21 protein-coding genes are annotated in these 21,703 nt (G+C 61.3%); 7 read left to right on the forward strand and 14 right to left on the reverse strand.

Translation table 11 applies throughout. The features are described from left to right. Positions 1-61 precede the first annotated feature (61 nt). The 8 genes from ACSQ8R_RS28135 to greA all read right to left on the reverse strand — a co-directional run bounded on the left by ACSQ8R_RS28135 (position 62) and on the right by greA (position 7,934). Positions 62-781 (reverse strand): ABC transporter ATP-binding protein, encoded by a 720-nt coding sequence (locus ACSQ8R_RS28135; RefSeq protein ID WP_436256629.1) that lies wholly within the window; start codon positions 779-781, stop codon positions 62-64. Continuing rightward, a complete protein-coding gene (locus tag ACSQ8R_RS28140) occupies positions 778-1,527 on the reverse strand; it encodes an ABC transporter ATP-binding protein (RefSeq protein WP_436256630.1) in 750 nt (249 codons plus the stop codon). The genes ACSQ8R_RS28135 and ACSQ8R_RS28140 overlap by 4 nt, the downstream gene beginning before the upstream one ends. Further along, a complete protein-coding gene (locus tag ACSQ8R_RS28145; RefSeq protein ID WP_436256631.1) occupies positions 1,527-2,564 on the reverse strand; it encodes a branched-chain amino acid ABC transporter permease in 1,038 nt (345 codons plus the stop codon). Before ACSQ8R_RS28145 ends, ACSQ8R_RS28140 begins: the two co-directional genes overlap by 1 nt. Beyond that, positions 2,561-3,418, reverse strand: a complete 858-nt coding sequence (locus ACSQ8R_RS28150) for a branched-chain amino acid ABC transporter permease (protein WP_436256632.1) — start codon at positions 3,416-3,418, stop codon at positions 2,561-2,563. The genes ACSQ8R_RS28145 and ACSQ8R_RS28150 overlap by 4 nt, the downstream gene beginning before the upstream one ends. A 179-nt stretch (positions 3,419-3,597) precedes the next feature. Next, positions 3,598-4,776, reverse strand: coding sequence for an ABC transporter substrate-binding protein (locus ACSQ8R_RS28155; protein ID WP_436256633.1), 1,179 nt, complete (start codon positions 4,774-4,776; stop codon positions 3,598-3,600). A 304-nt stretch (positions 4,777-5,080) separates the two neighbouring features. Next, the gene (locus ACSQ8R_RS28160; RefSeq protein WP_436256634.1) at positions 5,081-6,304 is read right to left on the reverse strand and encodes a LysR family transcriptional regulator; all 1,224 of its coding nucleotides are present in this window, start codon (positions 6,302-6,304) and stop codon (positions 5,081-5,083) included. Positions 6,305-6,393: 89 nt separating this feature from the next. Beyond that, a complete protein-coding gene (locus ACSQ8R_RS28165; protein ID WP_436256635.1) occupies positions 6,394-7,326 on the reverse strand; it encodes an MYG1 family protein in 933 nt (310 codons plus the stop codon). A 125-nt stretch (positions 7,327-7,451) separates the two neighbouring features. Then, positions 7,452-7,934 carry a transcription elongation factor GreA gene (gene greA, locus ACSQ8R_RS28170; protein ID WP_436256636.1) on the reverse strand — a complete coding sequence of 161 codons (483 nt, stop codon included), beginning with the start codon at positions 7,932-7,934 and terminating at the stop codon, positions 7,452-7,454. Between the two features lie 427 nt (positions 7,935-8,361). Between greA and ACSQ8R_RS28175 the strand changes: the two genes are divergently transcribed. The 5 genes from ACSQ8R_RS28175 to ACSQ8R_RS28195 all read left to right on the forward strand — a co-directional run bounded on the left by ACSQ8R_RS28175 (position 8,362) and on the right by ACSQ8R_RS28195 (position 12,534). Beyond that, positions 8,362-9,594 (forward strand): MFS transporter, encoded by a 1,233-nt coding sequence (locus ACSQ8R_RS28175; protein WP_436256637.1) that lies wholly within the window; start codon positions 8,362-8,364, stop codon positions 9,592-9,594. A gap of 62 nt (positions 9,595-9,656) precedes the next feature. After that, positions 9,657-10,763 carry an alpha/beta hydrolase gene (locus ACSQ8R_RS28180; RefSeq protein ID WP_436256638.1) on the forward strand — a complete coding sequence of 369 codons (1,107 nt, stop codon included), beginning with the start codon at positions 9,657-9,659 and terminating at the stop codon, positions 10,761-10,763. A 167-nt stretch (positions 10,764-10,930) separates the two neighbouring features. After that, positions 10,931-11,404: a hypothetical protein gene (locus ACSQ8R_RS28185; RefSeq protein WP_436256639.1), complete on the forward strand. Its 474-nt coding sequence runs from the start codon at positions 10,931-10,933 to the stop codon at positions 11,402-11,404. 75 nt (positions 11,405-11,479) lie between these two features. After that, positions 11,480-12,121 carry a DUF4405 domain-containing protein gene (locus tag ACSQ8R_RS28190; protein ID WP_436256640.1) on the forward strand — a complete coding sequence of 214 codons (642 nt, stop codon included), beginning with the start codon at positions 11,480-11,482 and terminating at the stop codon, positions 12,119-12,121. Next, positions 12,118-12,534, forward strand: coding sequence for a cyclophilin-like fold protein (locus ACSQ8R_RS28195; protein ID WP_436256641.1), 417 nt, complete (start codon positions 12,118-12,120; stop codon positions 12,532-12,534). The genes ACSQ8R_RS28190 and ACSQ8R_RS28195 overlap by 4 nt, the downstream gene beginning before the upstream one ends. An 80-nt stretch (positions 12,535-12,614) precedes the next feature. On the opposite strand, the gene ACSQ8R_RS28200 is transcribed toward ACSQ8R_RS28195, so the two are convergent. The 6 genes from ACSQ8R_RS28200 to argH all read right to left on the reverse strand — a co-directional run bounded on the left by ACSQ8R_RS28200 (position 12,615) and on the right by argH (position 18,989). After that, positions 12,615-13,493 (reverse strand): polysaccharide deacetylase family protein, encoded by an 879-nt coding sequence (locus ACSQ8R_RS28200; RefSeq protein WP_436256642.1) that lies wholly within the window; start codon positions 13,491-13,493, stop codon positions 12,615-12,617. An 11-nt stretch (positions 13,494-13,504) separates the two neighbouring features. Further along, a complete protein-coding gene (locus tag ACSQ8R_RS28205; RefSeq protein ID WP_436256643.1) occupies positions 13,505-14,896 on the reverse strand; it encodes an MmgE/PrpD family protein in 1,392 nt (463 codons plus the stop codon). A gap of 88 nt (positions 14,897-14,984) precedes the next feature. Further along, entirely contained in the window at positions 14,985-15,815 is an 831-nt protein-coding gene (locus ACSQ8R_RS28210) for an ABC transporter substrate-binding protein (RefSeq protein WP_436256644.1), read from the reverse strand. 60 nt (positions 15,816-15,875) lie between these two features. After that, positions 15,876-16,646, reverse strand: a complete 771-nt coding sequence (locus ACSQ8R_RS28215) for an amino acid ABC transporter ATP-binding protein (protein WP_436256645.1) — start codon at positions 16,644-16,646, stop codon at positions 15,876-15,878. Positions 16,647-16,656: 10 nt separating this feature from the next. Beyond that, on the reverse strand, positions 16,657-17,526 hold the full coding sequence (locus tag ACSQ8R_RS28220) for an amino acid ABC transporter permease (protein WP_436256646.1): 870 nt from the start codon (positions 17,524-17,526) through the stop codon (positions 16,657-16,659). Further along, positions 17,523-18,989: an argininosuccinate lyase gene (argH, locus tag ACSQ8R_RS28225; RefSeq protein WP_436256647.1), complete on the reverse strand. Its 1,467-nt coding sequence runs from the start codon at positions 18,987-18,989 to the stop codon at positions 17,523-17,525. Before argH ends, ACSQ8R_RS28220 begins: the two co-directional genes overlap by 4 nt. A gap of 173 nt (positions 18,990-19,162) precedes the next feature. Between argH and ACSQ8R_RS28230 the strand changes: the two genes are divergently transcribed. Together ACSQ8R_RS28230 and ACSQ8R_RS28235 are read left to right on the forward strand one after the other, a co-directional pair. Continuing rightward, positions 19,163-20,062 (forward strand): LysR substrate-binding domain-containing protein, encoded by a 900-nt coding sequence (locus ACSQ8R_RS28230; RefSeq protein WP_436256648.1) that lies wholly within the window; start codon positions 19,163-19,165, stop codon positions 20,060-20,062. A 531-nt stretch (positions 20,063-20,593) separates the two neighbouring features. Continuing rightward, the gene (locus ACSQ8R_RS28235) at positions 20,594-21,703 is read left to right on the forward strand and encodes an ABC transporter substrate-binding protein (protein ID WP_436256649.1); all 1,110 of its coding nucleotides are present in this window, start codon (positions 20,594-20,596) and stop codon (positions 21,701-21,703) included.

Genomic DNA, 21,703 nt, shown 5'->3' on the forward strand with positions numbered 1-21,703 from the left:
GCTTCCGATATTTGTCCGTCGCCGAAAGAAGGGCGGAGCCGCCCTTCCCGCTGTCGCAGAACTAATGCCCCGCGCCTTTTTCCACGGTCAGGTGCTTGCCGAGGATATCGTCGTTGGCGAGCAGATCGGCACTGGTGCCCTGGTAGACGATCGCGCCGCGATCGAGGATGACGGCGTCGTCGGAGAGCGGCAGGACCTTGCGGGCCTTCTGCTCGATGATGATGGCCGACATGCCTTCGCCCTGGGTGATGCGCTGGATCGCCGCAAGCAGTTCGTCGACGATGATCGGCGCCAGGCCTTCGGTCGGCTCATCGAGGAGAAGCAGTTTCGGATTGACCATCAGCGCCCGGCCGACCGCCAGCATCTGCTGTTCGCCGCCTGAGAGCTGGTTGCCGAGGTTCTTGCGGCGCTCCTTCAGACGCGGGAACATCGAATAGACCCGTTCCAGCGTCCACACGCCGGGGCGCGCGATCGCCGTCATGTTTTCTTCGACGGTCAGCGACTTGAAAATGTTGCGCTCCTGCGGCACCCAGCCGATACCGGCAGCTGCCCGGCGGTCGGCACGCAGTTTCGTCACGTCGCGTCCCATCAGGTGGACCGTGCCGGAGTGATGCGTGGTGACGCCGGCGAGTGTATTGACGAAGGTCGTCTTGCCCGTGCCGTTGCGGCCGAGCAATGCCAGTGTCTTGCCCTCCTCGATCGTCAGGCTGATGCCGGCGAGAACGCTCGCCTCGCCATAACCCGCGACCAGCTTTTCGGTGACCAGGACCGGGGCACTCATGCGTTTTCTCCGAGATAGACGGCCTTGACGCGCGGATCGCTGGAGATTTCCGCGACCGATCCTTCGACAAAGACGGCGCCCGCCACCAGAACCGAGATCCGGTTGGCGAACGAGAAGACCAGATCCATGTCGTGCTCGATCAGGAGCACGGTGACGTCGGCCGGAAGGTCCGAGACGATCTGCAGCACCTCGTGCCGCTCGTCCTCCGGCACGCCGGCGGCCGGTTCGTCGAGCAGCAGAACCCGCGGCTTGGAGGCGAAGGCGAGCGCGATCTCGAGCAGGCGCTGCTTGCCATAAGGCAGGATCACGGTGCGCTCGCCCATCACGGAGGAGAGGCCGAAGCGCGCCAGCAGTGCGGCCGCCTCATCGACCACCTTGCCGTACCCGGCAATCGATCGCCACAGATTGTGGCCGACGCCCTCGCGCTCAGCGATCGCCAGGGCCACGGTTTCGAGCGGGGTGAACTCGTTGAACAGCTGGTTGATCTGGAAGGTGCGGGTAAGGCCGCGCTTGACGCGCCGGAACGAAGCCATCGAGGTAATGTCCTCGCCTTCGAGAAAGACCTGGCCTTCCGAGGGCGGCAGGACCCCGGTCAAGAGGTTGATCAGCGTCGTCTTGCCGGCGCCGTTCGGGCCGATCAGGGCGTGGCGGGCGCCACGTTCCACCTTCAGGCTGACGTCGTTGGTGGCGAGGAAGGCACCGAAGCGGCGCACGAGATGACGGGTTTCGAGAACGATGTCGCTCATCAGCGGTCCTCCTTCTTCGAGAAGCGCTCGGGCAGGTATTCCACCCAGCGCGACAGCCGGTCACGCCCGATCAGCACCAGGATGACGAGCAGCAGGCCGATATAGAACATCCAGTATTGAGGCGTGATCACCGACAGCCAGTCCTTCACCAGGGTGAACAGGATCGCGCCGAAAATGCCGCCATAGAGATAACCGGTCCCGCCGATGACGAGCACCAGCAGCACGTCGGCCGAGCGGTGGAAGGCGAGCACGTCGGGGGAAACGAAGGCCGTCGTCTGGGTGAGCAGCGCCCCTGCCATGCCCGCAAACACCGCCGCGATCGTATATGCGGTGACGATGCGCTTGCGGCCAGGCACGGCGACCATGGCCGAGCGCATCGGATTGCCCTTGATGGCCTTCAGCGACAGGCCGAAGGGCGAAAAAGCGATGCGGCGCATGATCATCGTGCCGATAAAAAGCACCCCAACGCAATAGAGATAACCGACCTTGCCGAACAGGTCGAATTCGAACATGCCGAGGATCGGGCCGGGCGAAAAGCCGGAAAGGCCGTCCGCACCGCCGGTCAGCCAGGCCATCTGGTTGGCGACCTCGGCCATCATCAGGCCGATGCCGAGCGTGGTCATCAGCCGGGTGAGGTCGGAGCCGCGCAGGATGAGGAAGCTGGTGAGAAGGCCGAGCACGCCGGAGGCGATCCCCGCAACAATCAGCCCGGTCACCGGTTCGGCGATGAAATGCTGCGCCATCAGGCCTGCCACATAGGCGCCGAGCCCGAAAAAGGCGGTATGGCCGAGCGAGACGATGCCGGCAAACCCTAAGACAAGATCGAGCGACACGGCAAACAGGGCCAGGATGGCGATCTCGGTGAGGATCAGCATCTTCGACGGCAGCAGGAAATAAGCGGCAATCGCGGCGATCCAGATGATGATCTCGTAAAAACGGATGCGGCTCCGCCGCTTCATCAACTTGGCAGCACGGGTTTCGGCTGCGGCGGTGGAGGAATTTGCGGACACGGTGGTTTCCTGCGGAAGAACGCTCATCGGCCACCCCTCGTGAACAGGCCGTTCGGCCGCACGATCAGCATGACGATCATCAGCGCATAGATGACGAAGGGACCGATCGCCGGCACGTAATATTTGCCGGCCACGTCGGCAATGCCGAGCAGCAGGGCGGCGAGGAAGGGACCGGAGACGGTGGACGTGCCGCCGACCGAGACGACGATGAGGAAGTAGATCATGAATTTCAGAGGGAAGTTCGGATCGAGCCCGAGAATTTCCGCACCCATCGCCCCGCCGAGGCCTGCAAGGCCCGAGCCGAAGGCAAATGTCAGTGCAAAGACGAGCGGCACGTTGATGCCGAGCCCCATGGCAACACGCCGGTCATCGACCGCGGCGCGCAGCCGGCTGCCGAAGCGGGTTTTCGAGAGAATGAGCTGCAGCGCGACCGCAAGTGCCGCGCAGACGATGATGGTGAAGAGCCGGTAGCGGCCGACGCCGACACCGAACACGTCCATGCGGCCGGAAAGTTCCGGCGGCAGGTTGATCAGCTGCTGCTGGCCGCCCATGAAATAATCGGTGGCGGCGATCGCCATGAAGACGACGCCGATCGAGAAGAGCACCTGGTCCAGATGCGGCGCCTGGTAGAGCCATTGGTAAAGCGTCCGCTCCAGCACGAGGCCGATGAGCGCCGAAACGATGAAGGCGGCCGGCAGACACCAGTAGAAGGAGATGCCGTAGCGGTTCATCATGACGACGGTCACGTAGCCGCCGGCCATGGCAAAGGCGCCATGCGCCAGGTTGATGAAGTTCATCAGACCAAGCGTCACCGTCAGCCCGCAGGCCAGAATGAAAAGCAGCATGCCATAGGCGATGCCATCGAACAGGATTGTCAGCATTTGGCTCTTCTTTGAGAGCAACCGCCGGCGATTTTCCACCCGCGGCCGCGCGCTCGTTTACCGATCAACAGATCCTAACATTCCCACTCGGGAGACCGCGGTCAAGAACGGCGATGCCAGGATATTTTTCGCACGAAGCGGCGGAAGCTGCCTCCCGCCGTCCGGTTGCAAGGCCTGCCTTACTTGGCGTCGGCCTTTTCCGGATCCTTGAGGTCCTTGAACGTCTGGAACTCGACGTTCTGAAGCTCGCCGTTCACGTCCTTGACCTCGCGCATGTAGATGTTCTGGATAATGTCGCGGGTTTCCGGATCTATAGAGACCGGGCCACGCGGGCTCGTCCAGGAGAGACCCTTGACGGCTGCCATGAAGGCCGGGCCGGCAACATCGCCCTTGGTCTTCTCAAGCGCCGCGTAGATCAGCGCCATGCCGTCGTAACCGCCGACCGACATGAAGTTCGGGCGCATGTCGGCATTGGCCTTCTTGAAGGCCGCGACATAGGCCTTGTTTTCCGGGCTGTCATGCGCAGTTGCATAAAAATGACCGGTGATGGTGCCGATGGCCGGCTTGCCCATCGAATTGAGGATATCGTCGTCGGTCACGTCGCCGGTCGCGATCAGCTTGATGCCGGCGTCGGCAAGGCCACGGTCGGCGAACTGTTTCATGAACAGCGAACCGGCGCCCGACGGCAGGAACACGAAAACGGCATCGGGCTTCGCATCACGAACGCGCTGCAGGAAGGGCGCAAAATCGGGGTTTGCGAGCGGCACGCGGACGGCTTCGACGATCTCGCCGCCCTTCGCCTTGAATTCCTTGGTGAACCACTTCTCGGCATCGATGCCCGGGCCGTAGTCGGAAACCAGCGTCACGACCTTCTTGATGTTGTTGGCGGCGGCCCAGGTGCCGACCGGCAGCGAATATTGCGGCAGGGTGCCCGAAGTGCGGGTGATGTATTCCGAAGCCTTGGTGATCGAAGCCGTGCCGGCGGCCATGACCACCGACGGGATCTTCGCCTGGGTCGCCACCGGGGCTACCGCCATGGCGAGCGGCGTCAGGCCGAAGCCGGCCAGAACCTTGGCGCCGTCATTGACGACCAGTTCCTGGGCAATGCGGCGGGTCTGGTCCGCCGTGCCGGCGTCGTCGCGGATGACGAGTTCGATCTTCTTGCCGGCGACGGTGTCGCCCTTCATCGCCATGAAGGTCTTGGCCCCGGCGGACACCTGCCGGCCGGTCGACGCGAACGGACCGGTCATCGGCAGGATGAGGCCGATCTTGATGGTTTCCTGGGCGGCTGCCGGGATGGCAGCAAGGCAGCTGAGCGCCACGCCTGCCGCTGCGATGAGCATTCTTCTATTCAGCATGTATTTCCTCCTCCGAGTGCGGAATATTCTTATAGAGGCCTTGCCGGACCGGATCCCGACTCCAGCCAAGGCCTGTCACGACCGGTAGCCTATATCGTTGACTGCCGATGGGTCAGTCAACGGGTCGAGATGCTTTGACGGCCCACCATTTTCAACTTTTCGTCAACCTCCATGGGCCTCGACACCGCGATACCCGCGCCAAACGCCAATCTCTCGACCTCTCCACCTCTCCGGCCCATTCGCACCTTAGCCTGGCCACGGCTCCACGCTCAATCAGTTCATCTGCCGGACTCATAAGTTATGGTTATAGTGGCCGAGCGGCCGGGCGCTCGGACCAGGTGGGCAGAAGCTCCAGGAACGCCTGCTGTGCGGTCGTCGGCAGCCAGTCCTGCCTCGTCGTCACCCCGATCGGCCGCGACGTGTGACTGAGGTCGAAGGGCAGCGCCTGCATCAGGCCCCTGGCGATCTCCGCTTCCGCCTGGAGACGGGACGTGCAGCCGAGGTGATCGCTGGAATCCAGGAGTTCTCGCATCAGGATCAGCGAGCCGGTCTCGACGATGCTCCTCGGCGGGCCGCTTGCCGAACCGGTAAAGACGCTGTCGAAATACCGGCGCATCGGCGTGCCGCTCTGGTTGACGACCCAAGGGAACGCGGCGAGGTCCTCGACAGTCAGTTCCTCACGCCCGGCCAGAGGATGCGCCTGCCCCGAAACCATGACCACCGTGTCGTGGAACAGCACTTTCTGCTCCACATCGCCGATCGGCGCGGGCACACGAAGCGCTCCGAGCATGAAATCCACCTCGCCGCGGCGAAGCGCACCCAGCAGATCGGGGTAAGGCCCCTCCTGGATCTGGATCGGCAGGTTCGGGCGGATCTTGCGGAAACTGGTGATCGCCTTCGGCAGCACGTAGGATTTGGCAAGCGGGGTGGCGCCGATGACGATCTGGCCGATCTCGGCGGCCGTCAGCTCCGCAAGATCCGCATCCGCCTGCTGCAGCTCGATGAAGGCGAGCCTTGCCGCCTGAGCGAGCGCATGGGCCGCGCGCGTCGCGACGATGCCGTAGGAAGTCCGCTCGAACAGCGGTCGCGCCGCCTCCTCTTCCAGCTGGCTGACGGCGCGGTAGACTGCCGGCTGGCTGAGGCCCAGGCGGCCCGCCGCCAGCGTGAAATTCTCGGTTTCGCGAACCGCGATCAGCGATTTGAGCTGTGCGGTCGTCGCCGTTACCCGCAGTCGTGGCGACAATTCCGACAAGGCGGGATCAAGATATCCGAAGGCCCGCTTGATGCGCAGCGCCAGAATCTCGCCGGCGCCATTGGCAAAAATCCGCTGCGGCGTGCGGGCAAACAACGGCAGGCCCGCGGTTTTTTCGATCTTCGAAAGCGCCTGAGTGACCGCCGGCTGGGAGACGAAGCAGAGCTCGGCCGCCTTGGTCACCGAACCGGTATCGACGACCGCGAGGAACGCCCTCAGGTGCCTGAGGCTGTGATGCAGGATCGTGGATGCCGCTGCGGGCTGCGAAGAACTCATGATGGGCTCTTCTAGCACATCTGTTTGACGCCGAAAGCCGAAGCCCAGCCCTGGACCGCGCCCCTCGCCGCCGCGGTTGCCTGTCGCCGTTATCTTATCCCGTTGGCGACAGCTTCCCTGACCGCCAGCTCCGCCATGGCGAAAGCGGCCTCGCGGGTCCTGGCTGCGGCGACGAACCGGCCATTATGGCAGAAGCTGGCGCCCTCGACGCCGCAGGCTGCCTCGAGATCACGGTCGGTCAGACCCGCCCAGGCGGCAGGCAGATCGGCGCGCACCTCAAAACCTTCATCCGCGCGGCGGATGGTGGTCAGGCACCAGTCCTTGTCGCGCGGATGAACGACGAACAGCAGATGGTCGGCGCCCGCCTTGATGATCGCCGGGCGGAACGGCATTCCCACAGGGAGTTCCAGAATGCGCCCCTCGCCCGCATCCACGATCGCCTGATGCACAAGCGCTTCAGCGCGAAGTTTTGCGGCGCTCTGAGCGATCCTCGCCTCGACGAAACTGCGGGCAATGGCGAGTGCCGCGTGGAAGGCGCGGTTTTCGGCTTCCGGGTCTTTTTCGTCGAACACCGGTTTCAGGGTTTCCAGGAGAGCTGGCAGAGTTAGGCCGGCCAGCGGTCCCGCGACCGACGGGCTGAGCGCGCCATTGTCCATCAGATCGACCGGAAGCACGAAGCTCGAATCGAAAGAGGCATGCAAAGTCTGGACATGGCCCTCGGGAAGGCCCAGGGCGGCAAGGTAATCACGGCCATAGTGCTTCCAGACCAATCCGAACGAACTATAGGGCTGGCCATCGTCGCGCAGCGGCGCACCGCGCTGGTGGTGATCGAAGACCTGCGCCGCAGCGTCATAGGCGCCGCCGACGTCATATATGATGCGATCAGCACCGGGCGTGATCCATTCCGGCGCCCGGCTACGAACGATCCGAGTCTTCGGGAAGAGCCGGGTCAGCACGACGCTCGACAACAGTTCGTCGGCATGGAAGCCCCCCGAATGGGTGACGAGAAAATCTGGGGTCATGCCGGAATGTGCCTTGTGGTTCGCGGAAGGTCGGTTTGCAGTCAGCACCTGATAGCCATTGCCGGACGCCGGCTCAACCCGTAATCCGGTCATTTGGACGCGTATTCAGCCGTTATGCGAACGCCTCAGGAGATCGCGAGGATCTCCAGCTCCTGCCCGCCGACGCTCACGACATCCCCGACAGCCTTGCCCATCAGCAGTCTTGCGACCGGTGAGGCAAAGGAAATCGATCCGGCCTTGGGATCTGCTTCATCTTCTCCGACGATCCGATAGGTCTGGACGCGCCCATCGTCGCGGCTGAAGGTCACCGTGCTGCCGAAAGCGACATTCTCGAGGGACGTCGGGTCGGGAACGAGCTGGGCGGTGTGAACCCTTGCTGCAAAATAGCGCGCATCGCGCATGGGATTGGCCTGCTGTCGCCGCCGTTCGTTGACGTCCTCGATCGCACTTGCCGCCTCATAGGCGGCGCGCGCCTGCCGGAGCTGCGTTTCCAAAGCCTTCAACCCCGCTTCCGTCACCAGGTTCGGATGAGGTGAAATCGGACGGTCGGGCAGCAGGGTTTCCGCAGCGGTTTCGGAACTCTCTTCCTTGGTGAAGGCAACACTCAATCTCAAACTCCGTCTGGTCCGGCGCCCTTGCAGCGCATGGAGCGCCTAGCCTGCCCGTTTGTCGGACACATGCATACGACAACAACGGAAGAACCGCCAATCCCGATCCATCGGCGCATCTGGCACGCATGAGGAATTCGAGGAATGCCTTTGCTTCGCGTCTCGGCCAGATCTTCCATGTAAGGCGCAATGATCTGCGCATCCTGGTGCGCTGCGGCGCGGCAGCAGCAATTGCCGCAGCTCCCGGGCTTCGCCGCCGCCTTGGTGAAGCCGCGCTCCTCCGCAGCCGCCGGAAACCAGGGGATGTCATTGAGATCTCCCGCTTCATGGCCACCTCCCAGCATCTTCGATTGATGTCGTATATCGATAAGTCCAAGCGAATTCCAATGGCTAATCTTCAAAGTTCCCCCCAGCATATATTGCCGCCATGACACAGCAGACTCTCACACGATCCGACTTCAACAAAAGCGACACCGAAGCCGTGGTCGCGATAAGATCGACCTCGGCCGTGCCGATTGCAGCCTGGGGCGCGGTGATCTCGATGGCCTTGTGCGTATCCGTCCTGATCGCATCCGAGTTCATGCCGGTCAGCCTTCTCTCACCAATCGCAACTGAATTGGGTATCACGGAGGGGCGCGCCGGACAGGCGATCTCGATCTCCGGCATCTTTGCGGTCCTCACCAGCATTTTGGTGGCCGGGCTGACGCGTCGGCTGGACAGGCGGCTGGTTCTTGCGTCGTTTTCACTGATCCTGGTGATCTCGGGAACGATCGTCACCTTCGCCCCCAACTATCTCATGTTGATGATCGGCCGGGCCTTGCTGGGTATCGCCATCGGCGGTTTCTGGTCGATGTCTACCTCGATCGTCATGCGGCTGGTTCCGGAACAATCCGTCCCCAAAGGCCTTGCGATGCTGAACGCAGGCAATGCCATTGCGGCCACGATCGCAGCACCTCTGGGAAGCCTGCTCGGCGGCTACATCGGCTGGCGCGGCGCTTTCTTTGCCGTTGTTCCGTTGGCACTGCTGGCGCTTGCCTGGCAATGGATCAGCCTGCCGTCATTGCCTCCGCTTCGCAACGAGGGCTCATCGAATGTCTTCCGGTTGCTTCTCCGGCCCCCGGTTGCCATCGGCATGGCCTCGATCATGCTGCTCTTCATGGGCCAGTTCGCGCTGTTTACGTACCTTCGCCCATTCCTCGAAACCGTGACGTCGGTCTCGATTTCGACCCTTTCTCTCCTGCTCCTGTTGATGGGCCTGGCGGGTGTCGCAGGAACCACCATCGTCGGTCATCTGCTTCATAAACGATTGTTCGTCGTTCTCGCCGCAATCCCGCTGATCATGGCCTTCATTGCAGTGGGATTGATCGCATTCGGTTCGTCCACGGCCACCACCGCTTTCCTTCTAACCGGCTGGGGCCTGGCCAGCACTGCTGCTCCCGTTGGCTGGGGCACCTGGCTCAGCCGGACCATGGCCGACGATGCGGAGGCCGGAGGTGGGCTGCAGGTGGCAACTATCCAGCTCGCGATCACGCTTGGCGCCTCCATCGGCGGAGTCCTTTTCGACGGCTACGGCTGGTGGACCACCTTCCTGTTCGCCGCAGGGCTACTTGTCGGCTCATTCCTCTTCGCAATCGCCGCAAGGCGTTCCACACGCCGATGAAACGCGGCGGTCACTCCACCCAGCTCAATTTCCATCGCATCACCACTCAAGGAGACATGCAGATGACCAACCCAAATCAAAATGACACACGGACTTCGACGCCCGGCATCGATCGCCGCCATTTGCTCAAGATGACGGGCGCCGGCGTCGCGGCACTCGGGGCGATGTCCATCCTCAACATGACAAATGCAACGGCTCAAGACATGTCCAACGGCGCGTCCAATTTCTACACCAGCGACCGCGTGACCCTGCAGAAGGTCACGTTCAAGACCCAGTACCAGACGAGTGTCGCCGGAAACCTCTACCTTCCCAAAGATCTGGACCGCGCGACGAAGAGTCCGGCCATCATCGTCGGCCATCCTATGGGTGCCGTGAAGGAGCAGAGCGCCAATCTCTATGCCACCAAGATGGCGGAACAGGGCTTTGTTGCCATGTCCATCGATCTACCCTTCTGGGGCGAAAGCGAAGGACAATCGCGCAACCTGGTTTCCCCGGAAGTCTATTCGGAGGCGTTTAGCGCCGGTGTCGATTTCCTAGGCTCGCAAGCCTTCATCGACCGCGCCAATATCGGCGCCATCGGGGTCTGCGGCAGCGGCAGCTTCGTTGTCAGCGCCGCCAAGATCGACCCGCGTATCAAGGCTGTCGCAACAGTCAGCATGTACGATATGGGCGCTGCGTTTCGAGACGCGCTCAACAAGTCCCAGACGGTCGAACAGCGCAAGCAGTTCATCGCGACGGCTGCCGAACAGCGCTGGGCAGAGGCTGATCGCGCAGACATCCGGTACATCGGTGGCACCACACTCGAACTGACGGCCGATACGGATCCGATACAGCGCGAGTTCTACGACTTCTACCGGACGCCGCGCGGCGAATTCACCCCTGCAGGCGTCGCAAGAGAGACAACGACGAAGCCGACCCTGACCAGCAGCGTCAAATTCATGAACTTCTACCCATTCAACGACATCGAGACGATTTCGCCGCGGCCGATGCTGTTCATCTCAGGCGACCAGGCGCATTCGAAAGAATTTAGCCAGGACGCCTTCAATCGGGCCGCCGAGCCGAAGGAGCTGGTCTGGGTTAAGGGCGCAGGTCACGTCGATCTCTACGACCGCGTCGATCTTATCCCGTTCGACAGGCTGAAGGGCTTCTTCGCTCAACATCTCGCCTGAACATGAAGCGGAACGAGCCGCAGGAGTTGCTTGTGGTTTCAGTCCGTTCATCTGTCTCGGCCGTCGTTCGGCGACCGAGACATCGTGGCAAGCTCGAGAATATGCCTGCGTTTTGCGACGCGGAGAGTGCGGCGGCCGTTATTGGATCCGCATAAAGGATGAACACTATGAGAATCTTTCGTTGGTCCGGATTGGTGGCGCTACCCTTCGTGGTCGTTCCGGCAGGCTATTTTCTGGTCGAAACCGAGCTGTCTCCGACGACAGCACTCGCTGCCTCCAACTCCGTGACATTCCCGCCCCTCGATCAGCTCGAGCATTACACGACGGTTCGGCGGGGGATCACCCGCGAGCATATGCTGACAAGCCCCGAGGCCCTCGCAGCACTCAAAGCTGGCAAGCCGGTTCCCACGGGCACCCATATGGTCCTTGTCGATTATCAGAGCGATGTTCTCACGCGCTATCTTGTCGGGCAAAAGATCGGCGCTGGAGCCGAGCAGTGGGAATACCAGTGGTTTTGGCCCGACAGGACCATCAAGGCGGACGAGAATGTCGCTCGCTGTTATTCCTGCCACCGATCCCGTCAGGCCGAACAGTTCATGTTCACATTCGATGGAGCGATCTCCGATGACGATGCGCTTTGATCGCAGCGAGGCGTCGCCATGCTCCGGCTAGCAACCGATCGTCTCCTTCTTCCCGCCGGCATGGCCGTGCTCTTGATGCTGTCGCTCGCCTACTGGTGGCTCGACAACGGCCCGCACGAGATCTTCGGAACAGCCATGTTCGGACTTTTGGCATTTCACCTCTATGCCAACAGACGTTGGTTTCTGAAACTTCGCATCGGGAGTTATAACGCCCGTCGGTGGGCCGTCGCGGTGGTACATACCTGGCTCGCGATCAATATAGCGTTGCTGTTGGTGACCAGTCTGCTGATCTCCCGATCATTGCCGAGCTTCACCCAATTCAGCGACAATGTCAGCGTCATCGAACTCCACTGGTTTTCTGCCAACTGGGTGGCAATGATCATCGCCGTGCATGCCGGCAACCACTGGACGCGCGTGATGACGACGACCGGAACGGTATTCAGGCTCTCTCCGTCGCGGATCAGGACCGGCGTGCTCAGACTTGTTGCGGCCAGCTTCGTAGTTCTCGGCGCATGGAGTTTCGCTGTCCTCGGCGTATCGACCAAACTGATGTTTGGCTACAGCCTCGATTTTTGGGATTTCACCGCGTCGGTTACCCCGTTTTTTGCGCACTGGACGGCGGTTATTGCCGCCGTCGCGGTGCTCTCCCACTACGGCATGGTCCTCTTGAGGCCGACCGGGAGGATTCACATTCAATCAACGAAAGGTGACACATGAAACGTCTCACAGAAACATCGATGATAGCCGCTTTGCTCACCCTATTGCTTGGAGGATCCACGTTGGCGCAGGATCGCATTTTAATTTCATCCGACTGGGGCAACGTCACCGCCGAGTTGGCCGACAATGCCGCTGCTCGTGCGCTTGCCGGAATGCTGCCGCTAACGATCGAGATGGACGATCATCTGCGCCAGGAAAAGACAGGCAACCTGCCAGCTGCATTGCCCGCGGCTTCGCGCCAGCGCGAATTTTCCGCAAGGACGCTTGGTCTTTGGAGCTCGGGCGATTTCGTCATTTATTACCGTAATGGACGCGTCCCGTCGCCTGGCATCGTCATTCTGGGTCAAATCCAAGGAGACGTCTCGATCTTTGACCGTCCCGGTAAAGTGACAATTAAAATTCACAAGGAGTAATGCGCCGATATCCAACGCCTTGAGATCCCATCAGGGGTGACCACGCGGGGCCTTCCAAACACGATCGACGAGGCGCCATTTCAGCTTTCGGCCCGCGACATCTCGATTGACTCGAAATGCCTGGTTATCTCGAGGCCCGTGGCGATCCAGACGTCCGGCTTTGCTTGTACATAGCGCAGGAAATCGCGCAGCAGGTGCCAGCGCATGGGGCGCCCGGAAACCTGCGGGTGGAGAACCATTGTGGTGACGCCGCCCCAGGCATGGGTCGCCTCGAACTCGTCGATCCATAGCTGGAGCACGGCGTCGCGGCCAAACAACGGCCTTGAACTGGTGCGGCTGGACATCCCGAAATTCCAATCGTCGAAGGCAAAATTCACCGGGATTTCCACCAGCCCGCTGTCGGCACCATGCGTCGCATGGCGATAGGGAAGAAAGTCATCCCGGAACGAACTCGAATAAAGGATGCCGGACTTGGCGAGATAGGCCAGCAATTCCGGAAAATTCTCCCCGGATGGCGCGCGGTATCCGACCGGTCGCACGCCGAGCGCTGATTGCAACGCCTCGAAGCCGCGATCGATCTCCTCGAAAGCCTCATCGAGCTTATCGCGTTCCGGCAGTTTATGGATGTAGCCGTGATGGCCGATCTCATGGCCAGCCGTCAGGATCTTTTCGCATATCGCCTGATGCGCAAGAGCGGTCCAGCCGGGTGTGAAGAAGGTCGCCTTGATGGCAAGTTCATCCATCAGTTCGAGGATCTTGCTGATCCCGACACGGGCATCGTAACCGCCATGCGACGTTGTCACCATGCGGTCGATATTGGATGGGTTGTTGCCGATCCAGGCGGTTTCGGCATCCACGTCGAAACCCACGAACACAGCGCTTTTTGCGCCATTCGGCCAGGCCATCCGAGGCGTTGGAGGTGCCGGATTAAGCGGGCGCGGGGAAAGGTCAAATGTCACGGTGGTTCTCCTCAGCGGAAAAGGGCGCGGTTGTCTGCATCGCCCGACAGGTGCGACACCAGGTCAGCGACGTCGTTGATCCGTTCCAGATCGTTCAGCATGTCCCAGAGACTGCCGGCACAGGCTTCATCGGTTGCCATCCCGGCCAACGCATGGAATTTGGCAGCGATGTCCGACCGCAACATCGGCCGCTCCGCCGAACCCGTGGCGCGGGGCACCATGCGCTCGATACGGAAACCGTCGCGGAATTCCAGCGAAACGATCGGTTCGTCCAGAGGCTGCATTGTGTCGTCGACGGTCAGCGTCATGCGCGCCATCAGGTCGGTGATACGCGGATCGCTGCGGCACTCCGCGGTGTAGGCTTCCAAGCCGGCGCTGCCGTGGACGCAACGGGCGGCAAGCGCATAAGGCAGGCTCATCTGGGTCGGCGCCATGGCACCGTTTTCGCGGGCGCCGCACATGCCGAGCAACATGCCGCTCATGGCAAGGTCAATGCCGGCAATATCGTTCGGCTTACGGCCGGTCTCGGCCAGCATGTCGTTGAGTGCATCGATTGCGGAATGGGCGCCGCGGCACGAGGCATACGGTTTCAGGACAGCGCGGCGGACTTTGAAATTGACGCCAAGATCTTCGGACAGCTTTTCGGGCTGGCCTGCATCCTTGTTGAAGGTGCGGAAAAACCCGCCCCAGACGTCGTCGAACACCTGGGAGGGGCCAGTCATGCCGCCTGCCGCCAGTTCGGTCGCCAGCAAACCGCCTTCTGTAGCGCGGCCCGCGTGGATCTTTTTCGCCTGCGAACCATCGTGGATGAAGGCCCAGAGGCCGGAGGAAAAGCTGGTGGACAGCGTCATCGCGTCGCGCGAAGCCGAGGCATCCAGCCCAAGCAGGCGTGAAGCGGCCGCGGCTGCGGCAAATGTGCCGCAGGTTGCGGTCGAGTGCCAGCCGAGGCCGTTATGCGCGTCATAACCGCCGGCTGCCTCGAGAAGACGGCGGCCGGCATCGTAACCGGCAACAACGGCGGTTATCAGGTCCCTGCCCGACACGGGTTTGCCAACCTTGCCGATTGCCGCCAGAACTGCCGGCAGAACGACGGCGCCGGAATGGTCGCAGCCGCCGGAATCGTCGAGTTCGAATGCATGGGCCGCGACACCGTTCAGGAAGGCTGCGTCGCGTGCCGATGCTTTTCGTCCGGTGCCCCACACCATGGTCTCGCCAGGTGTCGTCGCCACCGCGCTGGCGATGCGAAATTCCGCGGAACGTGTTCCGGCAAGCGCGGCACCCAGCGTATCGGCGATATGGATCTTGGTTTTTTCGACGACATCGGCGGGCAGGTTTTCGAACTGCAGCGTCGATGTGAACTGCGTCAGGAGGTCGATCGGTTTCGTGCCCAGGCTGCGGGACATATGCCAGTCTCTCGGAGGGAAATATTCTGGGCGAGGTAGTCGCCGCCTATAAGAAAGCCCGGACCGCTGCCAGTCCGGGCTTGCTGCCTTACTTTGCGGCTTCGCCATTGATGTAGATGCCGTCGAGCATGGCGCCTTCGAGGCCGAAGCTGGTAAAGATCTTCTTGTATTCGCCGCTCGCCATCAACGCCTTGAGAGCCCCGGCATAGGCGTCACGCAGTTCGGTGTCCTTCTTGGCGAAACCAATGCCCTGGTAAACCGCGGTGAAGGGCTCGCCGACGACTGCATAGGTGTCCTTTTCGAGGTTCATCAGATACGGGATCGTTTCCGAACCCTGCACTGCGGCATCGACACGGCCCTGCTTCAGCTGCGCGCGGGCATCGGCCGACCCTTCGGTTCCGACCACCTTGATCGCTGGCTTGCCGGCAGCTTCGCAGTTCGCGGCACTCCACTTGGCGGTTTCATCCGGGAAGGAGGTGCGGCGGCTCATGCCGATGGTCTTGCCGCACATATCGGCCTGGGTCTTGAACTCGTCCTTGCGGGAAAAGGAGACGTAGAACTGGGCGCCGGACTTCATGTAATCGACAAAGTCGAGCGTGTCACGGCGCTTGGGCAGGTCGCTCATGCCGGAATGGATAAGGTCGACTCGGCCGGTGGTCAGCGACGGGATCATCTGTTCGAAACCAATGTCGGACCATTCGACTTTGGTGCCGAGTTGCTTGGCCAACGCCAGGCCGAGATCGATGTCGAGGCCCTTCAGCTCATTGGTGGCGGGATCCTTGTATTCCATCGGCGGATAGTTCGGCTGGTTGGCAACGGCCACCTTGCCGGCCGATTTGATGCGCTCCGGCAACTCCGCGGCGGTGACGGATGTTGCGGTGATGCAGGCCAGGGCCAGCGTGGCGAAATATTTGTTCATGCGAATTCCCCTTTTCGTTGATGCTTACAGGGCGGACAACCGCCGCTATCGATGTGTCTCTCAGCTCTGGACGGCCTGGATGAAGGCCGCCGTCCTGGCGTTCTTCGGAGTGCTGAGAACCTCCGAGGCCAATCCTGTTTCCACCACCTTGCCGGCCTCCATGAAGGTGACGGTGTTGGCGACATTGCGGGCAAAGCCCATTTCGTGGGTGACGACGATCATCGTCATTCCGGAGGAGGCGAGATCGCGCATCACGTCGAGCACCTCCGACACCAGTTCCGGGTCGAGCGCCGAGGTCGGTTCGTCGAACAGGATCAGTTCGGGACGCATGCCCATGGCGCGGGCAATGGCGACGCGCTGCTGCTGGCCGCCGGACAGCTCCGATGGATAATGCCCCTTCTTATCGCCGAGGCCGACGCGGTCTAACAGCATTTCGGCATGCTCGCGGGCCGTCTTGAGGCTTTCGCCCAGAACCTGAACCGGTCCTTCCATGATGTTCTGCAGCGCCGTCATATGCGGAAAAAGATTGAAGCGCTGGAATACCATGCCGATGCGACGGCGCTGACGGGCGATCTCGGCATCACTGATCTCGTGCAGCCTGTTGCCATCGCGACGATAGCCGACCAGTTCGTCATTGACCCAGATCGCGCCGCCGTCCATGCGTTCCAGCAGGTTTATGCAGCGCAGGAACGTGCTTTTCCCGGAGCCGGACGGGCCGATGATGCAGCTGACTTCGCCGCGTCTGACTTCGACATTGACCTTGTCGAGGGCCAGAAAATCTCCGAAACGCTTGCTGACGTCGACGGCCTTGACGATGATTTCGTGTGTCATCTCGATCTCCTTACACCGACGACCGGATCGACTTCACGCCGCGGCCGAAATAGCGTTCGATGTAGAACTGGCCGATCGACAGGATGGTCACGACGACGAGGTACCAGAAGCACGCCACCAGCAGCAGTTCGAGAACGCGGGTGTTGGCGAAGTATATGATCTGCGCGTTGTGCAGGATTTCGGAATACTGGATGACGCTGGCAAGCGAGGTCAGCTTGACCATGCCGATCACCTCGTTGCCGATCGGCGGCACCATGACGCGCATCGCCTGCGGCAGCACGATCCGGCGCAGCATGCGCATATGCGTCATGCCGATCGATCGGGCTGCCTCGTACTGACCCGTATCGACTGACAGGAGGCCGCTGCGCACGACTTCCGACGTATAGGCGCCTTGCGAGATTCCAAGGCCCAACATGGCGGCCACGAAGGGCGTCATCAGGTCGACGGTGCGGAATTCGAACAGGCCGGGAATGCCCATGGTCGGAAAGATCAGCGCCAGGTTGAACCAGATCATCAACTGCAGCAGCGCCGGTGCGCCACGAAACACCCAGACATAACCCACGGCGATCGACGACAGCACCGGATTGCCGGAAATGCGCATGATTGCGATGACGACACCGAGGAAGATGCCGAGCGCCATGGCGGCGACAGTCATCAGCAAGGTGTTGACAAGACCGGCAAGGATCGTCGGCGCGAAGATAAAGTCGCCGACATAGCGCCATTCGATCTGGCCGACGGTGAAGGCTCTGATAAGGCCCGCCAGCAGCAGCAGCACGATGCCGGCTGCTACCAGACGACCGATATGACGCTTCGGCACCAGTTGGAGATGGGCGATTTCGTATTTGGAGGCGTCGGTCGGTCCAGCGGAGGAAGCGTTCATCGCAGGGCCGTCCTCTTTCCGCTTGCGCCAGCTTCGGAAAAGGCCGAGCCCGACAGGCGTGAGGTGGAGAACGTCCGGAATGCGTCGATGGCCGTTTCGAACCGGGCGATCTGTTCGCGCACCCGCTCCGGCGCAGTCGAGCCGTAACCGGTACGGCTGGCCAGCGCGTGTTCCAGCGTGATTGCTTCCAGCATGCCGACGTCGAGGCGACTGTCGATGGCGGGCAGGTCGGCCTCGGTCAGGCCCGAGAGGTCGTAACCACGCTCTTCGCAATACCGCACGACGGCGCCGGTGATTTCATGGGCTTCGGCGAAAGGAATGTTCCGGGCAACCAGCCAGTCGGCCACTTCGGTTGCCAGCGTGAAGCCGCGTGGTGCTTCTTCACGCAGTTTTTCGGTGTTGAATTCCATCGTCGCCACCATGCCGGCAAAGGCGGGCAGGATCAGTTCCAGCACGTCGATGGTCTCGAACAGCGAGCGCTTGTCCTCGGCGAGATCACGGTTATAGGCAAGCGGCATAGCCTTCATCGTCGCCAAAAAGCCGGCGATGTTGCCGATCAGCGTACCGGTCATGCCGCGCGTCAGTTCGGCAATGTCGGGGTTCTTCTTCTGCGGCATGATCGACGAGCCGGTTGAATAGCTGTCATGCAGGCGCACCCAGCTGAACTGCTTCGAACTCCAGATGCAGATTTCTTCCGCCAGCCGCGACAGGTCGATGGCGACCAGCGAGCAGATGAACAGGAATTCGGCAACGAGGTCGCGCGAGGCGACTGCATCGATGGAATTTTCGCAGGCGGCCGAATAACCCAGTTCGACGGCGGACAGATCCGGACGGTTGACGATGCCCGAGCCGGCAAGGGCTGCGGCGCCCAGCGGCGAGCGATCGAAACGACGGTCGAAATCGGAGAAACGCTGCAGGTCGCGCAGCAGCGACTGCGCGTGCGCCATCATGTGGTGGCCGAGAACGACCGGCTGCGCCGGCTGCAGGTGGGTGAAGCCCGGCATGACAGTTTCGGTGTGTTTTGTTGCCTGTTCGCGGATGGCGTCCTCGACGGCAATGACACCCGCGCTCAGCTCGCGGGCCATGCGGCGCAGATAAAGACGAGTATTGTTGGCGGTCTGGTCGTTGCGCGAGCGACCGGCCCGCAGCTTGCCGCCGAGCGCGCCGAGGCGCGCCATCAGCAGGCGCTCCAAGAAGGTGTGAACGTCTTCGTCGCCGGCGATCGGCCTTTCGTTGCCGGCGTCGATATCCGCTTCGATGGCATCCAGAGTGGCGCGGATCCTGGTGAATTCGGCGTCATCCAGCACGCCGGCACGCTTCAGTTCGGAGGCATGGGCGCGGGAGCCCGTGATGTCCTCGCGATACAGGCGGAAATAGGAAGACGGCGCGCGCGACAGGTTGGCCAGGGCTTCGGAAGGACCGGATTTGAAGCGACCGCCCCAGAGCTGTGTACTTTCTGACATTCGATTGCCCTGCTTGTTTAGACTTTAGGCAAGGTTTGCATGTGCCGAATTCTTGGCCAAACGAATTTATTTCTTAACGGTATGAAGAAAACGACTAGCTCGCTTTGGCCTTGATGATTATTGTGAAATCGGAATTGCTCCGCATTCGACACGCGCTGGCTGGGAACGACCAAATGTCAAGAGGACGGCCATTGCCTTCGACAACAGCGCTGCGTGTTCTGATGGCCGTGGCCGAGCGCGGATCGACCAGCGCTGCCGCCGACAGCACCAATCTTACGCAAAGCGCCGTGAGCAAGCAGTTGCTGGCACTGGAACAGCTGATCGGCAGCCCGGCCTTCGTGCGGACGCCACGCGGTATGATTTTGACCGAGGTCGGAACGATCTATCTCGAACATGCGCGCACGGCGCTGAAGGCGATGGAAGATGCTGCCCTGCAGGTGGCGCGCCTCAAACCCGGCCCGCAGGTATTGCGCCTGCAGGTGCCGCCGATCTTCGGCGATCGCTGGCTTTTGCCGCGATTTGCCGAGTTCACCGAGGCGCATCCCGAGATCGAGGTACAGTTCACCACTTTCGTGTCTGCCACCCAGTCGGAGGCACCGGACGGCATATTCCGTTTTCTCGTCGCCCCTCTGCCGGGCGAGCGGACGCAATACCTGTTCGGTCACGACGTCCTGATGGTCAGCGCGCCGTCATACTGGCAGAAAAACGGCGTTCCCGGGACCATCGAGCAATTGGCTGATGGCGTTATGCTGGAACATCCGCAGACCGAGCTTCACTGGCGCTATTTCGCGGCCAGCTCCGGCAGACCTGATCTTGCGGTCCGCCACATCACACGTTTCGGTTACTATACCATGGTCATCCGAGCAGCGCTGGCGGGACAGGGTATGGCGCTTGTTCCGCGTGGCCTGATGATCGACGATCTGGCCGCCGGTCGCCTCGTCAATCCGGGCGGCTTTGGCTACCGCAGCGACTACGGCTATTGGTTTGCACGGCCCGATAAAGCAAGCGTCAGCGAATCCATGCGCATTTTCGAGGAATGGCTTCTGTCTGTCGCAGTCGGCATGAGGGATTGAGGCCCTCATATCCTCCCTGGCGGCAAACCGCTCAGATATCCCGTCATAGTAGTTGAGATCCCGCGCGCCTTCGTCCTTGATGAACACCGCGGTCCTCAGGCCAGTCGTCGGCCCTATGCCACGCACCCGGACCGGCGCGTTGTCGCCGATGACGTCGAACCTGACTTTCTGCTTGAGCCTGCAGCCGGGAACGTAGGCCTGCACTGTCGGTCAATCGGCGCCGTAACGGGACCGGTTATGGGCGTGGAATCTTGACTCTGACGCATATGTGGAACGGCCCGCTTAGCAAGGTGTTCAGCGCAAACGACCGTCGGACGGCCCAGTATATTGTCCGGCCTGTCGGCGCCATCATTGACCGCTGGCAACGATGAGATCCGCTATGTCAATCGCCTAGTCAATTTTGCGCGCTCAAAGGCGCACTAAGTCAGACGATTTGATCGCCAGCGGTGACGGAGACCGGCGCCCAAGTCGTCAACAGCATGCCGCGCGATCTGGTGATCCTCTGCGACTAAGCGATCACCATTGCACGTCATGCAGTTTCTCAACCAGGAATCCGGAAAACACTCGCGTCTTCGGCATCAGGTGCTTGTTGCTGGCTTAGGCAATGTAGACGCTGGATTCCGGCGTGATCGTCCATTCCGGCAGAAGCTGCACCGCCGGCTCCAGCCGGATCAAACAAAATCGGTGATCGCGCAAAAAGCTTATCGTCGGTTTAGGATTGCCGGTCACTCCATCATGGCTACGATTTATGCATATGAATCAATCGCCAAATTAAACGGCACACCCTTCAACGCCTTGGCCGGCAAAGAAATCTATATTCCATCAAAATATTTTCGATTGGACAGCCGACGGCAAGGAAGCTGGACTGATGAAACAGACCGAAGCCGCACTTTCCCTCCCAACAAATTCGAGGTAGCTGTGACACCTTCCGATTGCCTGAACCCCACCAGACGCAGCGTCTTGATCAGCCTCGGCACAGGTGTCGTCGCGCTCACCCTACCGCAGGTCACCTTCGCCCAGGCGCGCGGCCCGGTGCCGAAATTCGGACTGTCCACCTTCCCGCCGACGATCAAACCTTTCGACAATACCGGCGGCGCCGCCAATACCGTCAAGCTGATGCTGTATCGCTGCCTGATGGGTTACGACGCGACCGGAAAGCTGGTCACGGAACTCGCCGAAAGCGTCGAGTGGACCGACCCGACGACCGCCGTCTTCAAACTGCGTCAGAACGCGGTCTTCCATGACGGCAGCCCGGTCACCGCCGCCGACGTCGCCTACTCGCTCAACGAAATCACCAAGGACGGCTCCACGGCCTACCTGAAGAGCGACCTGAAGATCATCGTCGCCGTCGAGGCCGTCAATGACAAGACGGTGCATATCAAGCTGAAAGCGCCGAGCGCGATTTTCCTCGACCTGATGGCCAGCTATTGCTGCCCGGTCATTTCGAAGAAGAGTACCGACAGCGAAATCATCGGCGCCGGTCCGTTCACGCTGAAGAGCAGCGAGAAGAACGTCTATATCGAGGTCGCCCGCTTCAAGGACTTCTATCAGGCGGATCAGCCGAAGGTCGACGGCATCCGCTTCGTCGCCTATGCCGACGAAAATCGTGAGCGTCCGGCGAACGAATTATGGCGTGGTTGA

The organism is Neorhizobium sp. LjRoot104 (assembly GCF_964253725.1).
GTDB lineage: Bacteria > Pseudomonadota > Alphaproteobacteria > Rhizobiales > Rhizobiaceae > Neorhizobium.

What these genes read in the sequence shown, in the direction of transcription:
- ACSQ8R_RS28135 (WP_436256629.1), bottom strand. Translation starts at nt 781, where the DNA reads ATGAGTGCCCCGGTCCTGGTCACCGAAAAGCTGGTCGCGGGTTATGGC.
- ACSQ8R_RS28140 (WP_436256630.1), bottom strand. Translation starts at nt 1,527, where the DNA reads ATGAGCGACATCGTTCTCGAAACCCGTCATCTCGTGCGCCGCTTCGGT.
- ACSQ8R_RS28145 (WP_436256631.1), bottom strand. Translation starts at nt 2,564, where the DNA reads ATGAGCGTTCTTCCGCAGGAAACCACCGTGTCCGCAAATTCCTCCACC.
- ACSQ8R_RS28150 (WP_436256632.1), bottom strand. Translation starts at nt 3,418, where the DNA reads ATGCTGACAATCCTGTTCGATGGCATCGCCTATGGCATGCTGCTTTTC.
- ACSQ8R_RS28155 (WP_436256633.1), bottom strand. Translation starts at nt 4,776, where the DNA reads ATGCTGAATAGAAGAATGCTCATCGCAGCGGCAGGCGTGGCGCTCAGC.
- ACSQ8R_RS28160 (WP_436256634.1), bottom strand. Translation starts at nt 6,304, where the DNA reads ATGAGTTCTTCGCAGCCCGCAGCGGCATCCACGATCCTGCATCACAGC.
- ACSQ8R_RS28165 (WP_436256635.1), bottom strand. Translation starts at nt 7,326, where the DNA reads ATGACCCCAGATTTTCTCGTCACCCATTCGGGGGGCTTCCATGCCGAC.
- ACSQ8R_RS28175 (WP_436256637.1), top strand. Translation starts at nt 8,362, where the DNA reads ATGACACAGCAGACTCTCACACGATCCGACTTCAACAAAAGCGACACC.
- ACSQ8R_RS28180 (WP_436256638.1), top strand. Translation starts at nt 9,657, where the DNA reads ATGACCAACCCAAATCAAAATGACACACGGACTTCGACGCCCGGCATC.
- ACSQ8R_RS28185 (WP_436256639.1), top strand. Translation starts at nt 10,931, where the DNA reads ATGAGAATCTTTCGTTGGTCCGGATTGGTGGCGCTACCCTTCGTGGTC.
- ACSQ8R_RS28190 (WP_436256640.1), top strand. Translation starts at nt 11,480, where the DNA reads ATGCTGTCGCTCGCCTACTGGTGGCTCGACAACGGCCCGCACGAGATC.
- ACSQ8R_RS28195 (WP_436256641.1), top strand. Translation starts at nt 12,118, where the DNA reads ATGAAACGTCTCACAGAAACATCGATGATAGCCGCTTTGCTCACCCTA.
- ACSQ8R_RS28205 (WP_436256643.1), bottom strand. Translation starts at nt 14,896, where the DNA reads ATGTCCCGCAGCCTGGGCACGAAACCGATCGACCTCCTGACGCAGTTC.
- ACSQ8R_RS28210 (WP_436256644.1), bottom strand. Translation starts at nt 15,815, where the DNA reads ATGAACAAATATTTCGCCACGCTGGCCCTGGCCTGCATCACCGCAACA.
- ACSQ8R_RS28215 (WP_436256645.1), bottom strand. Translation starts at nt 16,646, where the DNA reads ATGACACACGAAATCATCGTCAAGGCCGTCGACGTCAGCAAGCGTTTC.
- ACSQ8R_RS28220 (WP_436256646.1), bottom strand. Translation starts at nt 17,526, where the DNA reads ATGAACGCTTCCTCCGCTGGACCGACCGACGCCTCCAAATACGAAATC.
- argH (WP_436256647.1), bottom strand. Translation starts at nt 18,989, where the DNA reads ATGTCAGAAAGTACACAGCTCTGGGGCGGTCGCTTCAAATCCGGTCCT.
- ACSQ8R_RS28230 (WP_436256648.1), top strand. Translation starts at nt 19,163, where the DNA reads ATGTCAAGAGGACGGCCATTGCCTTCGACAACAGCGCTGCGTGTTCTG.
- ACSQ8R_RS28235 (WP_436256649.1), top strand. Translation starts at nt 20,594, where the DNA reads ATGCAGTTTCTCAACCAGGAATCCGGAAAACACTCGCGTCTTCGGCAT.